This window comes from Nocardioides sp. R-C-SC26 (assembly GCF_021246465.1).
In the GTDB taxonomy this organism is placed as follows: domain Bacteria; phylum Actinomycetota; class Actinomycetes; order Propionibacteriales; family Nocardioidaceae; genus Nocardioides.
In genome coordinates this window covers 110,647-129,114 of the sequence record NZ_JAHRHK010000008.1, presented here as the reverse complement: position 1 = coordinate 129,114, position 18,468 = coordinate 110,647, and the positions used below count along the sequence as shown (strand labels likewise).

Below are 18,468 nucleotides of genomic sequence, written 5' to 3'. Positions count from 1 at the left end.
ATGGAGTTCGTGAAGCCCACCATCGAGTACGGCGAGCTCTCGCCGCTGCTCATCGTCTTCGGCGTCGCCTGCCTGGGCGTCATCGTGGAGGCCTTCGTGCCCCGCGCCCGCCGTCACCTGCTCCAGGTAGCGCTGGCCGGGATCGGCGTCATCGCAGCTCTCGGCGCCACGATCTGGGTCGGCACCGAGCTGACCGAGTCGGGCAACGGCCGCGGAGTCGTCGGAGCCGAGGGCTCGGTCGTCGTCGACGGTCCGAGCGTCTACCTCTGGGGTCTGGTGCTCGTGTTCGCGCTGGCCGGGGTCGCCCTGTTCGCCGACCGTCGGGTGGAGGCCGGGGTCTCGGCGTTCGCCGGCAACGCCGCGGCGCTGCCGGGCACCGACGCCGAGCGCCAGTCGGCCCACCAGGGCCTCGCGCACACCGAGGTCTACCCCCTGCTGATGTTCGCCGTCGGCGGCATGATGCTCTTCCCGGCTGCCGGAGACCTCCTCACGCTGTTCGTGGCGCTCGAGGTGCTCTCGCTCCCGCTCTACCTGCTGTGCGGCCTGGCGCGTCGTCGCCGCCTGCTCAGCCAGGAGGCGGCGATGAAGTACTTCCTCCTCGGCGCGTTCTCCTCCGGGTTCTTCCTCTACGGCGTGGCGCTGATCTACGGGTACGCCGGCTCCATGGACTTCGCCGCGATCCACGAGGCCGTGGTGAACAACAGCGGCGACAAGCCGCTGCTGCTCATCGGCATCGCGATGCTCTCCGTCGGCCTGCTGTTCAAGGTCGGGGCCGTGCCGTTCCAGTCGTGGACGCCGGACGTCTATCAGGGGGCCCCGACTGCGGTCACCGCCTTCATGTCCGCCGGCACCAAGATCGCCGCGTTCGGTGCGCTGGCGCGTCTGTTCTACGTGGCCTTCGGTGCCGACCGTTGGGACTGGCAGCCGATGATCTGGGCCGTCGCCATCCTCACGATGCTGGTCGGCGCGATCCTCGCCGTCGTCCAGACCGACGTGAAGCGCATGCTCGCCTACTCCGCGATCGCTCACACCGGCTTCCTGCTGGTCGGCATCCTGGGCATCCAGGGCCCCGGTGAGCTCGCCGAGGGCCAGATCACCTCCCTGCAGGCTGTGCTCTTCTACCTGACCTCCTACGGCTTCGCGACGGTCGGCGCCTTCGCGCTCGTCACGGTGGTGCGCGACGCCAACGGCGAGGCGCCCGCGTTCCCGAGGTGGGCCGGCCTCGGCAAGCGCTCGCCGTTGGTGGCTGCGACCTTCATGCTCTTCCTGCTCTCGATGGCGGGCCTCCCGCTCACGGCCGGCTTCATCGGCAAGTGGTCGGTGTTCACCGTCGCCATGGCCGCCGGCGCGTGGCCGGTCGTGCTGGTCGCGATCGCGGCGAGCATCATCGCGATCTACTTCTACGTGCACTACATCCGGTTGATGTTCTTCACCGAGCCCGAGGGCGACGTCGCCGCGGTCACCGCGCCGGCTCCGCTCACGACCGCCACGGTCGCCGTGTGTGCGGTTGCCTCCGTGGTGCTCGGCGTCATTCCGGGCCCTGTGCTCGACCTCGCGGCGAATGCGGGAGACTTCATCAGGTGAGGACGACTGGGGGCTCTGCCGACGGCGCGGACGGCTCGAGCGGCACGATGCCACTCGATCTCGCGCTGCCGATCGCCGATGCGGAGCTCGCGGCTCGCCTGACGTCGAGGATGGGCCAGGTCGAGGCCGACCTGTTCCGACATGCCGAGAGCCGCGCGCCCTACGTGACCGAGGCCGCTCAGCACCTGCTGTCGGCGGGCGGCAAGCGGTTCCGGCCCCTCCTGGTGCTGCTGGCGGCGGAGGCGGGCCTGACGCCGGACTCGCCCGACGTCGTCACGGCAGCCTGCGTCGTCGAGATCACCCACGTCGGGTCGCTCTACCACGACGACGTGATGGACGAGGCCGCGCTGCGGCGCGGCGCCGACTCCGCCAACGCCCGGTGGGACAACCACGTCGCGATCCTCACCGGCGACTGGTTGTTCGCGAAGTCCTCGGAGTTGACCGCGCTGCTCGGAGCGGACGCCGTCCGCATCCAGGCGGAGACGTTCACCCGTCTCGTCGAGGGCCAGATCCTGGAGACCGTGAAGCCAGAGCCCGGCCGGGAACTGCAGCACTACCTCGACGTCGTCGCCGGAAAGACCGGCTCGCTGATCGCCACCTCCGCTCGCTATGGCGCCCGCTTCAGCGGTGCCTCCGCGGAGATCGAGGAGGCGCTCACCGCCTACGGCGAGCTCGTCGGCACCGCGTTCCAGCTCAGCGACGACATCCTCGACATCGCCTCGGAGACCGAGGAGTCCGGCAAGACGCCCGGCACCGACCTGCGTGAGGGCGTGCCGACGCTCCCGACGTTGATGGCACAGGCATCCGGTGATCCGGCGGATGCGCGCCTGCACGCTCTGCTCGCCGGTCCGATCACCGACGACGCCGACGTCGAGGAGGCGCTGGAGCTGCTGCGCCGTCACCCGGCCCTGACGCAGGCGCGCGACTACGTCGTCGCGCAGGCCGAGGAGGCCAAGCGCCTGCTCGCCGTCCTGCCGCCGGGCTCGGTGCGCCAGGCGTTGGAGGACTTCGCCGACCTCGTCGCCCACCGCACCGCCTGACGCCTCCGCGGTGGTCGAGCCTCCGCGGTGGTCGAGCTTGTCGAGACCCTCACCGCATCTCGGCAGGCTCGATGACCGCGATTGTCGACGACCGCGCGGCGCGCGGATCGGATCACGCCGCGGCCGCCGTGGCGACCGTCAGTGCGATCTGTCGGCGTCGGTGTCGGATCGCCTCGACGGTGAAGAGCGTGAGGGCCACCCAGACCAGGGCGAAGCCGATCCAGCGTCCGGTCGGCATCGCCTCGTCGAAGACGACGACGCCGAGTGCGAACTGGATGATCGGTGCCAGGTACTGGAGCAGACCGATCGCGACCAGTGACAGCCTCGTGGCGGCGGCGCCGAAGAGCATCAGGGGGACCGCTGTGATCAGGCCCGAGGAGACCATCAGAGCGGCGTGCCCCACACCCTCGGTGCCGAAGTGCGATCCGCCGGTCGCGGTCAGCCAGACCAGGTAGGCAGCGGCGAACGGCGCGATCACCGAGGTCTCGAACGCCAGGCTCTCGATCGCGCCGACATTGGCGGACTTCTTCGCCAGACCGTAGGTGCCGAAGGAGAAGGCGAGCACCAGGGCGACGTAGGGGAGGTGGCCGTAGTCCCAGGTGAGAACCCCCACGGCGGCGAAGCCGACGCCGACCGCCACCCATTGCAGCGGCCGCAGCCGCTCTCCCAGCACCACGACGCCCAGCAGCACGGTGACCAGCGGGTTGATGAAGTAGCCGAGCGAGGTCTCCACCACGCGCTCGTTGGTGACGCCGTAGATGTAGGTCGCCCAGTTCGACGTCACGGTCAGCGCTGCCACGACCAGGAGCAGCATCACGCGTCGGTCGCGAAGGATGGCACGCAACTGCGCGGTGCGCCGGAGGGCGACGACGAGGACGCCCATCGTCAGCGTCGACCAGACGATCCGCTGGCCGAGCATCTCGACCGGGCCGGCCGGCTCGAGCAGCGGCCAGTAGAGCGGGAACATGCCCCAGAGCAGATAGGCCGCGACGCCGTAGGAGAGTCCGTGACGGGCAGGTGGCACGGCCTGAACCTATCGAGTACCGGTCGAACTCCGCGCCCGGGTTTCGCCGCCGCCGACAACGGGCAACGATGGGGACGTCACCACTTCGACGAAAGGTCCCCCATGCGAGGCATCCGCCTGATCGCGGCGCTCATCACCGGATTCGTTCTTCTGACCACGCCACTCGTGGCCACGCCCGGCGCGTCGGCGGAGAACGCCGACGCCACCAGCGCGCGGACGGCGTCCGCCTCCGCGACCGCCACGGCCGAGCGGCGCGCCGAGCGCAAGGTCGGCATCAAGGTCGTCAAGCGCAAGGGGAAGCTCTTCCTCGTGGGCAACGTGACGCCCCCGAAGGGTCCGGTCATCATCGATCGCGGCACCAAGTGCAACCCGTCGAAGGGCACCTGCAACTTCAAGCGCTGGAAGAAGGCCTCCATCAAGAAGGGGCGCTACGAGGTGCGCGTGTACGCCCCGCGGACCGGCAGCCTGGCCTGGCGCGCTCGGGTCGGCAACGCCAAGAGCGACATCTGGGTGACGTGCAAGAAGCGCGTGCAGAGCTCGCCCTGCCCCACGCCCTGAGCTGACGGCGGACGGCATCGTCCAACGGCACTGGGCCGGACTCCGTGAGGAGTCCGGCCCAGTGCCGTTGTGATGAGGCGGGTGGGTCGCGGGGCGTGCTCGACCTCCGCGTCTGTGACGGGGCCCGGTCGTCCCTCCCGGTCCGCTAGACGCTCCAGGTGTCTCCGCCGTGGATGAGCGCGGTGAGGCGCTCGGCGTCGGTGCCGGTGACGTTGTCGCGGGCCGTGTTGACCTGGGCGCGGGCCTGGTCGTCGTAGGTGGGCCGCTCGACCTGGCGGAAGATGCCGATGGGTGACTGGTTGAGGTAGCCGGAGTCGGTGAGTCGGCTGATCGCGAAGGCCGTCGACGGGTCGGGGTTGTGGGCGTCGTGGACCAGGATGTTGTCGGCCCCCGCCTCGGCGACGTCGGCGACCTCGACACTGCCGGTGGCCGTACGGATCAGTCCCTTGGTGCCGAGCCCGGACTCGTCGGGGGTGCCGAAGCGGATGGCCTCGCCGTGCACGAGCGGGATGATCGCGTCCTGCTTGGTGTCGGCGTCCTTGATGGCGTCGAAGGCGCCGTCGTTGAAGATCGGGCAGTTCTGGTAGATCTCCACGAGCGAGGTCCCGCGGTGGGCGGCAGCGGCCTGGAGCACCGAGGTGAGGTGCTTGCGGTCCGAGTCGATCGTGCGCGCCACGAACGAGCCTTCGGCGCCGAGTGCGAGGGAGACCGGGTTGAAGGGGTGGTCCAGTGAACCCATCGGGGTGGACTTGGTGATCTTCCCCGCCTCGGAGGTGGGGGAGTACTGGCCCTTGGTGAGGCCGTAGATCCGGTTGTTGAACAGCAGGATCGTCATGTTGATGTTGCGACGCAGCGCATGGATGAGGTGGTTGCCACCGATCGAGAGCGCGTCACCGTCGCCGGTGACGACCCACACGGAGAGGTCCTCACGCGCGGTGGCGATGCCGGTCGCGATGGAGGGCGCACGTCCGTGGATGGAGTGCATGCCGTAGGTGTCGAGGTAGTAGGGGAAGCGGCTCGAGCAGCCGATGCCGGAGACGAACACGATGTTCTCGCGGCGCAGCCCCAGGGTGGGGAGGAAAGACTGGACGGCCTTGAGCACCGCGTAGTCACCGCAGCCGGGGCACCAGCGGACCTCTTGGTCCGAGGTGTACTCCTTGGCGGTCTGCGCGCCTTCGCCCTGGAAGGTCGGGATCAGCTCGGTGCCCGAGCGCAGGCCCGGCGTCCCCAGATCGATGGTCGTCATGAGATGGCCTCCATGTCGGTGCCGGCGGGATGCAGGTTGACCTCGATGCCCTCGGCCGCGGCGACGAGCGCGCCGATCGCGTCGGCGAGCTCGGCCGCCTTCAGCGGCAGGCCGCGCACCATGTTGTAGCCGGCGGCGTCGACGAGGTACTTCGCGCGCAACAGCGTGGAGAGCTGGCCCAGGTTCATCTCGGGCACGAGCACCTTGTCGTAGCGCTTGAGGATGTCGCCCAGATCCCGAGGGAACGGGTTCAGGTGGCGCAGATGCACCTGGGCGACGTCGTAGCCCGCCTTGCGAACCCGGCGGCAGCCCGCGCCGATCGGACCGTAGGTGGAGCCCCAGCCGATCACGAGCACCTTGGCCCTGCCCGAGGGGTCGTCGACCTCGAGAGGAGGCAGCGACTCCGCGATCCGGTCGACCTTCGCCTGGCGGGTGCGCACCATCAGGTCGTGGTTGGCCGGGTCGTAGGAGATGTTGCCGTGGCCCTCGCCCTTCTCCAGACCACCGATACGGTGCTCCAGCCCGGCCGTACCCGGGATGGCCCACGGCCGAGCGAGGGTCTCCTCGTTGCGCAGGTAGGGCCAGAAGTCGGTGCCGGTGACGGTGCCGTCGGCGTCGGTGAGCTCGTGGTTCGGCTCGGTCGCGAAGGCGGGGTCGATCTCGGGAAGCTCGTCGAAGGCGGGGATGCGCCACGGCTCGGAGCCGTTGGCGAGGTAGCCGTCGGAGAGCAGCATCACCGGCGTCCGGTAGGTGACGGCGATCCGCGCTGCCTCGACCGCGGCGGTATAGCAGTCGCCGGGGGACTGCGGTGCCACGATGGGCATGGGTGCCTCGCCGTTGCGGCCGAACATCGCCTGAAGCAGGTCGGCCTGCTCGGTCTTGGTCGGCAGGCCCGTGGAGGGGCCACCACGCTGGACGTTGACGACGACGAGCGGCAGCTCGGTCATGATCGCCAGGCCGATCGCCTCCCCCTTCAGCGCGATGCCGGGGCCAGACGTCGTGGTGACGCCGAGGTGGCCCGCGAACGAGGCACCGATCGCGGCGCCCACGCCCGCGATCTCGTCCTCGGCCTGCAGAGTGGTGACGCCGAACGCCTTGTGCTTGGACAGCTCGTGGAGGATGTCGGATGCGGGAGTGATCGGGTAGGACCCCAGGAACACGGGCAGGCCCGATCGCACGCCGGCGGCGATGAGGCCGTAGGACAGCGCGAGGTTGCCGGTGATGTTGCGGTAGGTGCCCGAGGGCAGCGCGGCCGGCTTGATCTCGTACTGGACGGCGAACGCCTCGGTGGTCTCGCCGTAGTTCCAGCCGGTCTTGAACGCCGTCAGGTTGGCGTCGCGGACGGGCTCGTTCTTGGCGAACTTCTTGCTCAGGAACTTCTCGGTGCCCTCGGTCGGGCGGCCATACATCCAGGAGAGCAGCCCCAGGGCGAACATGTTCTTCGCGCGGGCGGCGTCCTTGCGGGTAAGGCCGAACTCCTTGACCGCCTCGACCGTCATGCCGGTCAGGTCGACCGGCTGGACGTTGAAGTCGCCGAGCATGTCGTTGCTGTCGCCGAGCAGGTCCAGCGGGTTGACGTCGTAGCCGGCCTTGTCCAGGTTGCGCTTGGTGAAGTCATGGGTGTCGACGATGATCGTCGCGCCCTTCGGCAGGTCGCCGACGTTGGCCTTCAGCGCCGCCGGATTCATCGCCACCAGGACGTCGGGGGCGTCGCCCGCCGTCAGGATGTCGTGATCGGCGAAGTGCACCTGGAACGACGAGACGCCCGGGATCGTGCCCTGGGGGGCCCGGATCTCGGCCGGGAAGTTCGGCAGCGTCACCAGGTCATTGCCGAAGACCGCCGACTCCTGGGTGAACCGGTCACCCGTCAACTGCATCCCGTCACCGGAATCGCCCGCGAACCGGATGATCACCCGGTCGAGCTGCTTGACCTGCTTGGTCACTGCCCACCTCGAAAATCGACATCGCTGCGCCTCTGCGGCGCACTCATCGTACTGAGGGTACGCGAAAACTAGAACAAGTTTCAGACACGTGTCCAGGTTGTCGGCACCGGAGTCGAGTCTAGTTCGCCGCCTTCGAGGTTCAGGCCTCGTCTTGGTGCTCGGATGGCGCGCCGCGCCGAGTCTCCGGTCTGGACCAGTGCGTGTCCATTTTGATGATGAATTCGCTGAGACTGACTAAGTCAACTACGGTACTGGACTTAGTAACCCAAGCGCCCTCGCGGGGCGCCCGATGAAAGCGAGTCTGAGCATGAACAAGACGATCAAGGCTGCAGCGGTCGGCATCGCCGGTCTGCTGATGGTGCCGGCCTTGACCGCCTGCACGTCCACGGGTGGTGGAGATGCTGACAAGCAGCTCCACGTTGTCGCGTTCTCCGTCATGGAGAAGGCGAACGAGCCCGTGTTCGAGGCGTTCGAGGACACCGATGCCGGCAAGGACATCACCTTCACCCCCTCCTACGGTCCTTCGGGCGACCAGAGCCGAGCCGTCGTGAACGGCTCCGACGCGGACGTCGTCCACTTCTCGCTCGAGACCGACGTCACTCGCCTGGTCGACGCCGACCTCGTCGCCGACGACTGGAAGGACAACGCCACCAAGGGCATCGCGACCTCCTCGGTCGTGGTCTTCGTCGTCCGCAAGGGCAACCCCGAGAACATCCAGTCCTGGGACGACCTGGTCAAGCCCGGCGTGGAGGTCATCACGCCGAACCCGGGCTCGTCGGGCTCCGCGCGGTGGAACATCCTGGCCGCCTGGGCGCACATCGTCGGCAACGGCGGTACCGACGCCGAGGCCCGCGCCTTCATCACCCAGTTGCTGAAGAACACCCCGGCCCTGCCGGCCAGCGCCCGTGAGGCGACCTCGGCGTTCGTCGAGGGCAACCAGGACGTGCTGCTCTCCTACGAGAACGAGGCGATCCTCGCGAAGCAGAACGGCGAGGACATCGACTACGTCGTCCCGCCGGACACGCTGCTCATCGAGAACCCCGCCGCGGTCACGACCGACGCCAAGGACGGCGCGCAGGAGTTCCTCGACTTCATCCTGAGCCCGGAGGCCCAGGCCATCTACGCCTCGTTCGGATTCCGGCCCGTGGTCGGCGTGGACGGCGTGGAGGTTCCCGAGGTCGAGGGTGCCAACGACCCGGCCGACCCGTTCCCGACGCCGTCGCAGCTGTTCACCATCGACGACGACTTCGGCGGATGGGCCGCGGCGGCGGACAAGTTCTTCGCCGACGGCGAGGACGGCGGACCGGTCGGCATCATCCCCGACCTGATCGCCAAGTCCGGCTCCGACGCCCAGTAGGTCAGGCGTGAGCTCGACGCTCGACGCCACGGCCCGCCCCACCCCGCCCGCTGGGCGGGGGCGGGGGCGCCGGCCCGCGCGTGGCGGGCGGCCGACCTCGCGTGTTGCCAGCGGCAACACGCTGAGTGCCGGCTCGGCTCTGGGACTCGGCATCGCCCTGACGTGGTTCAGCCTTCTCGTGCTGATCCCGCTCACGGCGATCGTCGTTACGGCCTCCGAACGTGGATGGTCTGGCTACTGGCGCACGATCACCAACGAGCAGACCCTCGCCGCCGTCCAGCTGACGGTGGGCCAGGCGCTCCTGGTGACGGCGGTGAACATCGTGATGGGCACGATGATCGCCTGGGTACTGGTCCGCGACCGGTTCTGGGGCAAGGCGATCCTCGACGTGATCATCGACATCCCCTTCGCGCTGCCCACGATCGTCACCGGCTTGGTGCTGCTCGGACTCTTCGGCCCGTCGAGTCCGATCGGGCTGGACTGGGCCTACGCCCCGCAGGCGGTGTTCCTCGCACTCGCCTTCGTCACGCTGCCGTTCATCGTGCGCACCGTGCAGCCCGTGCTCGGTGAGCTCGAGAAGGACGTCGAGGAGGCCGCGGCCTCGCTCGGCGCCAGCCGCGGCACGATCATCCGGCGGATCATCCTGCCGAGCCTCACCCCGGCCATCGCGGCCGGCGCCGCGCTCTCGTTCGCCCGCGCGATCGCGGAGTACGGGTCGCTGGTGCTGCTCAGCGGCAACAAGCCGTTCTCGACCGAGGTCGTCTCGGTGCGCGTCCTGACGTTCATCGAGAACGGCTCGACGTCGTCGGCAGCGGCGATCGCGAGCCTGATGCTGTTCGTGGCGCTCGTGGTGATCGTGCTGCTCGACCTCATCCAGAGGCGGGTGAGCCGCCGTGGTTGAGCTCTCGACCCCGACCAAGTGGCTGATGCGCACCGTCGTCATCGGCTACGTGTTCTTCCTGGTGGCCTGGCCGGTCGGCCTGATCGTGCAGCGTGCCTTCGCCGAAGGTGTGGGGGAGTTCCTCTCGATCTTCTCCAACGAGCAGGTGGTGCGCGCACTGTCGCTCACCGCCCAGGTCGCGCTGCAGGCCGTGGCGATCAACCTGGTCTTCGGTGTGGGCATGTCGCTGCTGCTGGTGCGCTATCGCTTCCCCGGCAAGCGCATCCTGTCCGCGCTGATCGACCTGCCGCTATCGGTCTCCCCGGTCGTCGTCGGCCTCTCGCTGCTGTTGGTCTACAACGGCCGCACCGGCTGGTTCGGCACCTGGCTGGAGGAGCACGGCGTCCAGATCATCTTCAGTGGTCCCGGCATGATCATGGCCACCTGCTTCGTCGCGCTCCCCTTGGTGATCCGCGAGGTCGTGCCGGTGCTGCAGGAGATCGGCGACGAGCAGGAGCAGGCTGCCCGCAGCCTCGGCGCGAACGCGCGCCAGGTCTTCTGGCGTATCACGCTGCCCAGCATCAAGTGGGCGGTGGTCTACGGGGTGGTGCTCAGCCTCGCTCGGAGCCTCGGTGAGTTCGGTGCGGTCAAGATCGTGTCGGGCAACTACGTCAACCAGACCCAGACCGCGACCCTCATCGTCGAGTCGCAGTACCAGAGCTTCGAGCAGCAGTCGGCCTACGCCGTCTCGTTCGTGCTGGCCTTCGTCAGCGTGCTCTGCATCGTCGTGGTCTCCATTCTGCGTCCCAAGGAAGGACACGCCCGATGAGCATCGATGTCACCGGCGTCACCAAGAAGTACGGCGACTTCGTCGCCCTCGACAACGTCTCCGTCACCTTGCCGACCGGGCAGCTCACCGCGCTCCTGGGGCCCTCGGGCGGCGGCAAGTCCACGTTGCTGCGGATCATCGCTGGCCTCGACACCGCCGACAGCGGCAGTGTGCACATCGAGGGCCGCGATGCCACGAAGCTGCCGCCGCAGAAGCGCAACGTCGGGTTCGTGTTCCAGCACTACGCCGCGTTCAAGCACATGACCGTCGCGAAGAACGTCGCCTTCGGACTCGAGATCCGCAAGCGCCCCAAGCAGGACGTCCAGGCCAAGGTGGCCGAGCTTCTCGACCTGGTGCACCTCTCGCAGTTCGCGCACCGACTGCCGTCCCAGCTCTCGGGCGGACAGCGCCAGCGCATGGCTCTGGCGCGCGCGCTCGCGGTCGAGCCGACGGTGCTGCTGCTGGACGAGCCGTTCGGCGCCTTGGACGCCAAGGTGCGCAAGGAGCTGCGTGATTGGCTGCGGCGCCTGCACGACGAGGTGCACGTGACCACGATCTTCGTGACCCACGACCAGGAGGAGGCCCTCGAGGTCGCCGACGAGATCGTGGTGATCAACGATGGTCGCGTCGAGCAGGTCGGCAGCCCCGACAGCCTGTACGACACCCCGGCGAACGACTTCGTGATGGGGTTCCTGGGCGATGTCACCCGGCTCGGAGGCCTCATGCTGAGGCCGCACGACATCGAGATCGACGTCGAGCCCGGCCGGCCCGGCGCCGTCCAGGGGCGGATCACCCGGGTCCTGCGCGTGGGATTCGAGGTGCGGCTCAGCGTCGAGACGGCCGACGACGCCGAGGTGAAGGTCGAGCTCACTCGCACCCACGCCCAGCAGCTGGGCCTGGTCGAGGGCGGCACCGTCTGGCTGACGCCGGCAGTCGGCGCCACCACGGTGGTCGCCACGCAGCCCGTCCCCGCCTGAGGCCTCGCGCCGCCATCCGCTGGCCGCGCCCGTCCATCGTCGTCGTGGGCGGGCCGGCCGGGGTGGTGGTGAGTGAGTCCCGGTTCTGCTGGGGGTGCGGCGGGGCGGCGGTGAGGTGGTGAGGAATCGGGCGCGGCATTTCCTCACCGCGACACCGCCGCCCCCGCCCAACTCTCGCCACGTCACCGCTCACTCGGGGTGAGGGACCGCTCTCGTCAGCGTGCGAGCCGCGCTGCGCGCGGCCTGGAGGCCGGCGCCCTGGCGGGCGACCAGGTCAGCTCGCCTGCGCCTCGGCGCGCTCCTTGAGACCGGCGGCATGGCGGGCGAAACCGTCGGCGACCCGGTCGGGCCCGGCGAACCGCACGAGCGGACCGGAGAACTCCTCGACGGTCTCGTAGTGCGTCGGACCGCCGTCGATCTGGGTCAGGCGTTGGTGCCGGATGCCGCGGACCAGGCCGAGCTTGGCCGGCAGGCCCTCGTAGACGTAGGAGAGCAGGGCGGTCGTGGTGCCGTCGTGTCGCACCGGCGGCTCGATCGCGGTGATGCGCTCGGGCGATCTGGTGGTCCGGCCGTTGCGCCACCGCACGTGCAGGACGATCGGATTGCCCACCTGCGCCGGCGTCGGCGTCTCGGCTCGGAACACGAACGGGTTCCAGGCCCCGTACTCGTCGGTGTCGAGCATGATCTGCCAGACGAGATCGAGGGGAGCGTCGATCTCGATGCTCGCCGACGGCTGTGTGCTCACGACTCGAGCGCCGCCTTGAGCCGGGTCAACGTGGCCTCGATGTTGGCGGCGTTGCCCGACGTGCGGTCGGAGACGCCGGTGATCATGCCGGCCGGCTTCACGAACCAGGCCGGACGGCGGTCCCAGGTGCTCTCGGTGACGCGGCACCCGGTCGCCGTCGGCTCGAGGTCGTACTGCCAGCGCGCCACCGTGATACCGGCGGGCGCGGTCACCTCGAAGGCGAACCGCCGCCCGGCGTCGGCATCGGTGACGATGCTCGCCGTCGACCAGCGCCGCCAGCCGTTACGGTTCGCGCCGGAGAACGACGCGCCCGGAGCTGCGCCGGTAGCGCCACCGGTCCAGCGCATCGTCGTGGTCTCCTCGGTCACCGAGGCGAACCTGTCGAGGTCGGTCAGCAGGCGGTAGACGTCGTCGGGCGACGCCGCGATCTCGATGCTGCCGGTCGCATCGGCAGCGACGGAGGTGGCGCTCATCGGTAGTTCACGAACTGGACGGCGAAGTCGTAGTCCTGCTCGCGCACCAGCGTCTGTACGGCCTGGAGGTCGTCGCGGCTCTTGGAGGACACGCGCAGCTCGTCGCCCTGGATCTGCGCCTTGACGCCCTTGGGGCCCTCGTCGCGGATCAGCTTGGAGATCTTCTTGGCGTTCTCCGAGGAGATGCCCTCCTTCAACGTGATGCCGATCTTCGACTGCTGACCCGAGGGGCGGGGCTCGGAGGCCTCGAGGATCTTCAGCGACTGGTTGCGCTTGATCAGCTTCTGCTTGAAGACGTCGAGCACCGCGTTCGCGCGGTCGTCGGCCGACGCGGTGATCTCGATCGCCTCATCGCCCTTCCACTCGATCTCGGCGCCGGTGCCCTTGAAGTCGAAGCGGGTGGCGATCTCGCGAGCGGTCTGCCCCAGGGCGTTGTCGACCTCCTGGCGGTCGAGCTTGCTCACGATGTCGAACGAGGAGTCGGCCATGGCGCAGAGGGTTCCTAACGATTCTCGGATGGGGGGTTCGCTGCGGTATTGTTTCGCGTCGTTGCCCACCGGCCAAGCCAGGCTCACCCAGCCCCGGCGAGCGCCCACGGGTCGACACCCCGGCAGGTTGCCCGAGCGGCCAAAGGGAGCTGACTGTAAATCAGCCGGCACAGCCTACGCTGGTTCGAATCCAGCACCTGCCACCGAAGCCGCGGAGCCGCGATCCGGCCCCCGCGGCTTCGTGCTTTTCCCCGGAGGGCGTCGTGGAGCGCGGGATCGATCGACTCGCCGCATGAATGCGGTTTCGACCAATCCGTGTGACCTGCGTCTCCGAAGGAGGGGTACGGGCGCTGTCCGGCAGGGGTAGCGCCGCTCTCGACGTCGCCCGCGCGCGGCGCCCCTCGGAAAGGTCCCACCTGATGCCGAAGCTCCCCCTCAAGCGTCCCTCCGCTCCGATGACCGTCTCGGTCGCGGCCCTCGTGGTCGCGCTCGGAGGCACCTCCTACGCGGCGACCCAGATCCAGACCAAGGACATCGCCAACAACGCGGTCACCTCGAACAAGATCAAGGATGGCTCGATCAAGCCGCGCGACCTCAACGCGCGCCTGTTCAAGTCCGACCCGGTCGAGGGCCCCGAGGGTCCCCAGGGTCCTGCCGGTCCCGAGGGTCCGGCCGGCCCTGCAGGCGTCGGCCGCTGGGCGCTCGTCGAGGCCGACGGCACGATCTCGGCACAGTCGGGCGGGTTCACGATGGTCGCGGCCTACCCGACCCTGCCGAACACGGCGGTCGCGCCTGCTCCCGACAACTCGCTGCGCGCTGCCGGCAACGTCTACATCAACGCCGGCGAGGATCTCTCCAACAACGCGATCTTCGCCGTCGTCGCGTTGCAGAACACCGTCGACCAGAACGGGGACGGTGTGACCAACGGTCGCGCAGCGGCAGCGGACGCCAACCCGGAGTTCTCCGGCGAGATCTCGGTCAGCCGGTGCAACTTCACCGGCGGCGCGGGCATCCCGACCAACTGCGCCCCGGCCGACGCCCAGAACGCGCAGAGCTTCGTGGTCAGCCCGCGCAACAGCGACGGCACGGTGACCACCAACACCGCCCGCAAGCGGTTCTACGTCGTGATCGCCGGAGACTCCAGCGACTACACGCCGGCTCCCTGATCGAGCAGCCAGGGCCCTCGTTCCACGGCGCAGCGCCGTCCACCCCGACCCGGGTGGGCGGCGCTGTCGCATGCGCGAACACGTCGTCGAAGGTCGGTCGCGGTCAACGCGTGCCGAGGCTGGCCAGGAAGTAGGCCGAGCAGAGCCGCTCCATCTCGATCACGATCTGCTCGCGGGTCAGTGGCGGGTCGTCGTCGAGCACCCACCGCACCGCGAGCTGCTCGACGGCCAGCACCAGCACCCAGCTGACGGCGACCGGGCCCGGGGCGCCCGGCGTCGCCGGTGGTCGAGGAGGTCGCTCTGCGACCGTCTCGAGACCCAGTGAGGCCGGGGTCCCCTGCGCCCGAGCCGGGTGGGCCAGAGCCGACCCCGCGAGGAAGGCCGCCGTCATCTCCTGCACCCGGCGTTCGAGTGCGAGCCGTCCGGGGTGGCTCCGTGCCGACGGCAGTTCCTGCATCACCACCCGCAGCAGGGCGGCGTCGTCCTCGAGCGCGGTGAGCAGGGCGTCGAGCACCCGGCGCAGCATGGCGGGGTCGCGTTCGCCGACCCGATCGGCGAGTGCGGCGCTGACCCGGTCGCTGACCTCCGAGGACCATCGCTCGATGACGACGGCCAGGATCGCGGCCTTGTCGGGGAAGTACTGATACAGCGAGCCGGGGCTGATGCCGGCCTGGGCGGCGATCCTGTTCGTGGAGAAGCCGTCGTACCCGTCGCGCACCAGCACCGCTCGGCCCGCCTCCACGATCCGATCGACCATGGCGCGCGACCTGGCCTGGCGAGGGGTCCTCCGCATACGCGAATTGTATGCGAGTGATGACTCGCGTCAGGCTTGCCCCATGAACGCCGCCCCGCAGCCGACGGCCAGCACCGATGTCGCGTCGGCCCCCTATCCGAGCCGGCACCGCGAGGCCGAGGCGCGCGGACGACGTCTCGGGCGTCCGCTCCGCGCCGTCGCACGCGTCAGCGAGGTCGACGAGGAGCTGATGCACCGCATCGGTCTCGCCTTCACCACCTGCGACCAGCCCGGAGCGCGCCTCGCACATGCGATGCGTTCGCGAGCGGGAGAGCCGGGGCGCGTCACGATGGACCAGTTCCGCTCCGCCCTGCGCGACGGCGTGACCGCGGACTCACCGCCCGCGCTGCGGGAGTTCTTCGACGTCGTCGAGGCGACGCCGTCCTGGGTGGACCCGGATCTGCTTGCACGCGGTCAGCGGGTCTACCACCGGTTCGGGCAGAACGCGGGCGACGTGCTGCAGCAGCTCTCCCTCATCGGCGGCTACCGTTTCGGCGGGCCGACCGACCTGCTCGTCGCCACGGGAGGCCTCACCGGGGACATGACGGTGCGCCGCCTCGCCGAGACCCAGTACTGGGCCACCACGCTGTCGGTGCCCGGCGGTCTGGAGCGCGGCGGCGAGGCGTGGCGACTGACCGTGCACGTGCGTGCCATGCATGCCCTGGTGAACGAGAGCTTTACGCCGCAGTGGGACGTCGCCCGCTGGGGTCTGCCGATCAACAACGCCGACCAGGCGGCCACGCTCGGCCTCTTCGACGGCGTCCTGCTCATCGGCGCGCGGGCGCTCGGCGTGCCGGTGAGTCGCGACGACTCCCGTGCCGTGATGCACCTGTGGAAGTACGTCGGTTGGCTGATGGGCGTCGAGGAGGAGTTCCTGGTCGACTCCGAACGCGAGCGGCACCGGCTGAACTACCACCTCCTGCTGGCTCAGGCCGACCTCTCCGACGCCGGCCCGCAGCTCGCCCAGGCGATCGTCGACGCCCAACGACGCCTGCACTACGAGAACCTCGGCCGGCTGCGGGGTCGCTATCAGCGCGAGCGCCTGCTCTCCATGCTCACGGTCTTCCTCGGACCGCACAGCATGCGCGAGCTCGGGCTCCCACGCAGGCCACCCTGGGCGCACCTCGCGGTGGGCCTCGCCAACACCTGGCGCTACCGGACGCCGTGGGGTCGCCGCGGCCTCGACGACTGGGGCGACCGCATCCGCGCGCGGATCATGCGGCGCTACTTCGGCGTCGGGAGCCGGGACGTGGCGCATCTGAAGCTGACTCCGTGATGGGTTGACGGGTCCGGGAGAACATCTCGGGACCGAGTCCGGGGCGCGTGCTCCCGCAGGACGACATTCGGTGTCAGACTCGCGACGCCCCGAGCAATCAGTGCGCGGTTGGCGCCGCGATCGAGCGAAGGGAGCCGGCATGAAGGTCGGGCGGCCCTCCGGTGTCCGCGGACGTCGCGGCGAGGGTCGCGAGCGCGTCCTGAACGCCGCGATGGAGTTGATCGGCGAGCGTGGCTTCGCCTCGACGTCCCTGCAGCTGATCGCCGACCGGGTCGGCGTCACCAAGGCGGCGGTCTACCACCAGTTCCACGCCAAGGACGAGATCGCGCTGACCCTGCTCGAGCCGCTCCTGGAGGCCTGGCAGGGGCTGATCGAGAGCGTCGAGCAGCACGAAGCCGGGCTGCCGCGCCGGCGTGCTGCCGCGCGCGGGATCGTCGATGTGGCCGTGGCCCAACGCCGAGTGATCTCGGCGTTGATCGGTGACCCCGACCTGGTCCGGGTGGCCGAGACCCATCCGGAGTGGTGCGGGTTGCGCGCCCGCATCGACGACGCGCTCGCGGGGCCCGAGCCGACATCGACGCAGTTGCTCGAGGCGGCGCTGGTCCTGCACGGCGTCTCGCGCGCCGTCGGCGATCCGCGGCTGAGCGGGCTGGACGCGGGCGAGCTGCGGGCCGCGCTGCGCGCCATCGTCGAGCGCCTACTCTGATCGTGGACGGCGGCCCGCTCGAGGCCGCCGGACTCGCGTCCCAGGGGAGGAACCGGAATGCACGGTGAGGTCGAGGACGTCGCGTGGATCGCCCCGCGCATGGTGCGGATCGTGCTCGGAGGCACGGGTCTCAGAGGATTCGCGGTCAACGGTGACACCGACTCCTACATCAACGTCGCGATCCCGCCGGCGGAGGCGCCCTACGGCCCGGTGTTCGACGTCGACGAGGTCCGCGCGACGCTGCCGGCCGAGTTCTGGCCGGCCCGTCGCCGCTACACGGTGCGGGCGTGGGACGAGGCCGCAGGGCTGCTCACCGTCGACGTCGTGACCCACGGTGACGACGGCGCTGCCGGGCCGTGGGCCGCGTCGGCGCGGCCAGGCGATGTCCTCGTCTTCTCCGGGCCCAGCGGCGGGTACCGCCCGGCCGCGGATGCCGCCTGGCACCTGATGGCCGGCGATGAGTCCGCGCTCCCGGCGATCGCAGCCTCGCTGGAGGTACTCGCCCCGACTGCACGCGCCGTCGTCCGGGTCGTGTGCGACGGACCCGAGCACGAGATCGAGCTCGTCTCGCCCGCCGAGGTCGACCTGCTCTGGTTGCACCGCGACGCGTCGCCCGACGTCGACCAGCTGGCGGCGTCGATCCGCGCACTGCCGTGGTCGCCCGGGCCGGTGCACGCCTTCGTGCACGGCGAGGCCGACGAGATCCGCGGGGTGCGCAAGCATCTGCTGACCGACCGGGGCCTCACCCGCGCCGACATGTCCTGCTCGCCGTACTGGCGTCGCACCATGACCGACGAGGCATGGCGTCAGGTCAAGCGCGACTTCGTGCGCGCGATGGAGGACGACACCCCCTGACCCGCCGCGGGTGGACGAGGAGGCCGCTCGTCAGCGACTCAGCTGGTGTGGTGGTCGAGGAGGTCGCTCCGCGACCGGTCACGAGACCGGGTGGGTCGAGACCGGAGGACTCGTGACGGCCCTCGTCCGTCGGGCCTCCTCAACCACCAGCGTGGCTCCGGTGGCTCGGCCGGCCGAGACCGTTCAGACGGGGATGACGACGTGCAGCAGCTCGTAGCTGAGCCAGGCCACGATGCCCGCGGCCGGGAACGTCAGCACCCAGGCGGTGACGATCGACCGAGCGACGCCCCAGCGCACCGCGGAGAACCGCTTGGTCGCGCCGGCGCCCATCACGGCCGAGGTGATGGTGTGCGTGGTCGAGATCGGAGCGTGGAAGGCGAACGCGGTGGTGTAGAGCACGCCGGCCGCCACCGTCTCGGCGGCGAAGCCGCGTGCCGGGTCGAGGTGGATGATGCGACGTCCGAGCGTCCGCATGATGCGCCATCCGCCGGCGTAGGGGCCGGCGGGGGGCGGGCCCGCCCCGGGCCC

Annotated in this window: 19 protein-coding genes and 1 tRNA gene; 12 read left to right on the top strand and 8 right to left on the bottom strand. The window is 69.8% G+C overall.

The genetic code is table 11. The features are described 5' to 3' along the window. Both nuoN and KSO97_RS09610 read left to right on the top strand, forming a co-directional pair. Positions 1-1,584: an NADH-quinone oxidoreductase subunit NuoN gene (gene nuoN, locus KSO97_RS09615; protein WP_232678267.1), complete on the top strand. Its 1,584-nt coding sequence runs from the start codon at positions 1-3 to the stop codon at positions 1,582-1,584. Positions 1,585-1,631: 47 nt separating this feature from the next. Beyond that, positions 1,632-2,624, top strand: coding sequence for a polyprenyl synthetase family protein (locus KSO97_RS09610; protein WP_374198490.1), 993 nt, complete (start codon positions 1,632-1,634; stop codon positions 2,622-2,624). 112 nt (positions 2,625-2,736) lie between these two features. Here the strand turns inward: KSO97_RS09610 and rarD are convergent, their stop codons facing one another. After that, on the bottom strand, positions 2,737-3,648 hold the full coding sequence (rarD, locus tag KSO97_RS09605; RefSeq protein ID WP_232678266.1) for an EamA family transporter RarD: 912 nt from the start codon (positions 3,646-3,648) through the stop codon (positions 2,737-2,739). A 102-nt stretch (positions 3,649-3,750) separates the two neighbouring features. On the opposite strand from rarD, the gene KSO97_RS09600 reads away from it, so the two are divergent. Next, complete coding sequence (locus KSO97_RS09600) at positions 3,751-4,206, top strand: hypothetical protein (RefSeq protein WP_232678265.1); 456 nt, start codon at positions 3,751-3,753, stop codon at positions 4,204-4,206. A 145-nt stretch (positions 4,207-4,351) separates the two neighbouring features. Here KSO97_RS09600 and KSO97_RS09595 read toward each other — a convergent pair whose 3' ends face one another. Both KSO97_RS09595 and KSO97_RS09590 read right to left on the bottom strand, forming a co-directional pair. After that, a complete protein-coding gene (locus tag KSO97_RS09595; RefSeq protein WP_232678264.1) occupies positions 4,352-5,452 on the bottom strand; it encodes a 2-oxoacid:ferredoxin oxidoreductase subunit beta in 1,101 nt (366 codons plus the stop codon). After that, entirely contained in the window at positions 5,449-7,395 is a 1,947-nt protein-coding gene (locus KSO97_RS09590; protein WP_232678263.1) for a 2-oxoacid:acceptor oxidoreductase subunit alpha, read from the bottom strand. The genes KSO97_RS09595 and KSO97_RS09590 overlap by 4 nt, the downstream gene beginning before the upstream one ends. Positions 7,396-7,702: 307 nt before the next feature. Here KSO97_RS09590 and KSO97_RS09585 point away from each other — a divergent pair, with 307 nt between their 5' ends. The 4 genes from KSO97_RS09585 to KSO97_RS09570 are packed head-to-tail and all read left to right on the top strand — an operon-like array spanning position 7,703 to position 11,438. After that, entirely contained in the window at positions 7,703-8,752 is a 1,050-nt protein-coding gene (locus KSO97_RS09585) for a sulfate ABC transporter substrate-binding protein (RefSeq protein WP_232678262.1), read from the top strand. Positions 8,753-8,759: 7 nt separating this feature from the next. Then, positions 8,760-9,653, top strand: coding sequence for a sulfate ABC transporter permease subunit CysT (gene cysT / locus KSO97_RS09580; RefSeq protein ID WP_232678261.1), 894 nt, complete (start codon positions 8,760-8,762; stop codon positions 9,651-9,653). Next, positions 9,646-10,461, top strand: coding sequence for a sulfate ABC transporter permease (locus KSO97_RS09575; RefSeq protein ID WP_232678259.1), 816 nt, complete (start codon positions 9,646-9,648; stop codon positions 10,459-10,461). Before cysT ends, KSO97_RS09575 begins: the two co-directional genes overlap by 8 nt. Beyond that, positions 10,458-11,438 carry a sulfate/molybdate ABC transporter ATP-binding protein gene (locus tag KSO97_RS09570; protein ID WP_232678258.1) on the top strand — a complete coding sequence of 327 codons (981 nt, stop codon included), beginning with the start codon at positions 10,458-10,460 and terminating at the stop codon, positions 11,436-11,438. Before KSO97_RS09575 ends, KSO97_RS09570 begins: the two co-directional genes overlap by 4 nt. Before the next feature lie 274 nt (positions 11,439-11,712). On the opposite strand, the gene KSO97_RS09565 is transcribed toward KSO97_RS09570, so the two are convergent. The 3 genes from KSO97_RS09565 to KSO97_RS09555 are packed head-to-tail and all read right to left on the bottom strand — an operon-like array spanning position 11,713 to position 13,144. Further along, complete coding sequence (locus tag KSO97_RS09565) at positions 11,713-12,183, bottom strand: SRPBCC domain-containing protein (protein WP_232678257.1); 471 nt, start codon at positions 12,181-12,183, stop codon at positions 11,713-11,715. Then, complete coding sequence (locus KSO97_RS09560; RefSeq protein WP_232678256.1) at positions 12,180-12,656, bottom strand: SRPBCC family protein; 477 nt, start codon at positions 12,654-12,656, stop codon at positions 12,180-12,182. Before KSO97_RS09560 ends, KSO97_RS09565 begins: the two co-directional genes overlap by 4 nt. Continuing rightward, positions 12,653-13,144, bottom strand: a complete 492-nt coding sequence (locus KSO97_RS09555) for a YajQ family cyclic di-GMP-binding protein (protein WP_232678255.1) — start codon at positions 13,142-13,144, stop codon at positions 12,653-12,655. The genes KSO97_RS09560 and KSO97_RS09555 overlap by 4 nt, the downstream gene beginning before the upstream one ends. A 121-nt stretch (positions 13,145-13,265) precedes the next feature. Here KSO97_RS09555 and KSO97_RS09550 point away from each other — a divergent pair. Both KSO97_RS09550 and KSO97_RS09545 read left to right on the top strand, forming a co-directional pair. After that, positions 13,266-13,347, top strand: a tRNA-Tyr gene (locus tag KSO97_RS09550). 216 nt (positions 13,348-13,563) lie between these two features. Then, the gene (locus KSO97_RS09545) at positions 13,564-14,310 is read left to right on the top strand and encodes a hypothetical protein (RefSeq protein WP_232678254.1); all 747 of its coding nucleotides are present in this window, start codon (positions 13,564-13,566) and stop codon (positions 14,308-14,310) included. Between the two features lie 103 nt (positions 14,311-14,413). Here the strand turns inward: KSO97_RS09545 and KSO97_RS09540 are convergent, their stop codons facing one another. Continuing rightward, entirely contained in the window at positions 14,414-15,103 is a 690-nt protein-coding gene (locus tag KSO97_RS09540; RefSeq protein ID WP_232678253.1) for a TetR/AcrR family transcriptional regulator, read from the bottom strand. A 43-nt stretch (positions 15,104-15,146) separates the two neighbouring features. On the opposite strand from KSO97_RS09540, the gene KSO97_RS09535 reads away from it, so the two are divergent. The 3 genes from KSO97_RS09535 to KSO97_RS09525 all read left to right on the top strand — a co-directional run bounded on the left by KSO97_RS09535 (position 15,147) and on the right by KSO97_RS09525 (position 17,940). Beyond that, complete coding sequence (locus KSO97_RS09535; protein ID WP_232678252.1) at positions 15,147-16,379, top strand: oxygenase MpaB family protein; 1,233 nt, start codon at positions 15,147-15,149, stop codon at positions 16,377-16,379. Between the two features lie 139 nt (positions 16,380-16,518). Continuing rightward, complete coding sequence (locus tag KSO97_RS09530; protein ID WP_232678251.1) at positions 16,519-17,085, top strand: TetR/AcrR family transcriptional regulator; 567 nt, start codon at positions 16,519-16,521, stop codon at positions 17,083-17,085. Positions 17,086-17,142: 57 nt separating this feature from the next. Beyond that, positions 17,143-17,940 (top strand): siderophore-interacting protein, encoded by a 798-nt coding sequence (locus KSO97_RS09525; RefSeq protein WP_232678250.1) that lies wholly within the window; start codon positions 17,143-17,145, stop codon positions 17,938-17,940. A 183-nt stretch (positions 17,941-18,123) separates the two neighbouring features. Here the strand turns inward: KSO97_RS09525 and KSO97_RS09520 are convergent. Further along, a partial coding sequence (locus KSO97_RS09520; protein WP_232678249.1) for an inorganic phosphate transporter occupies positions 18,124-18,468 on the bottom strand: 345 nt, incomplete at its 5' end.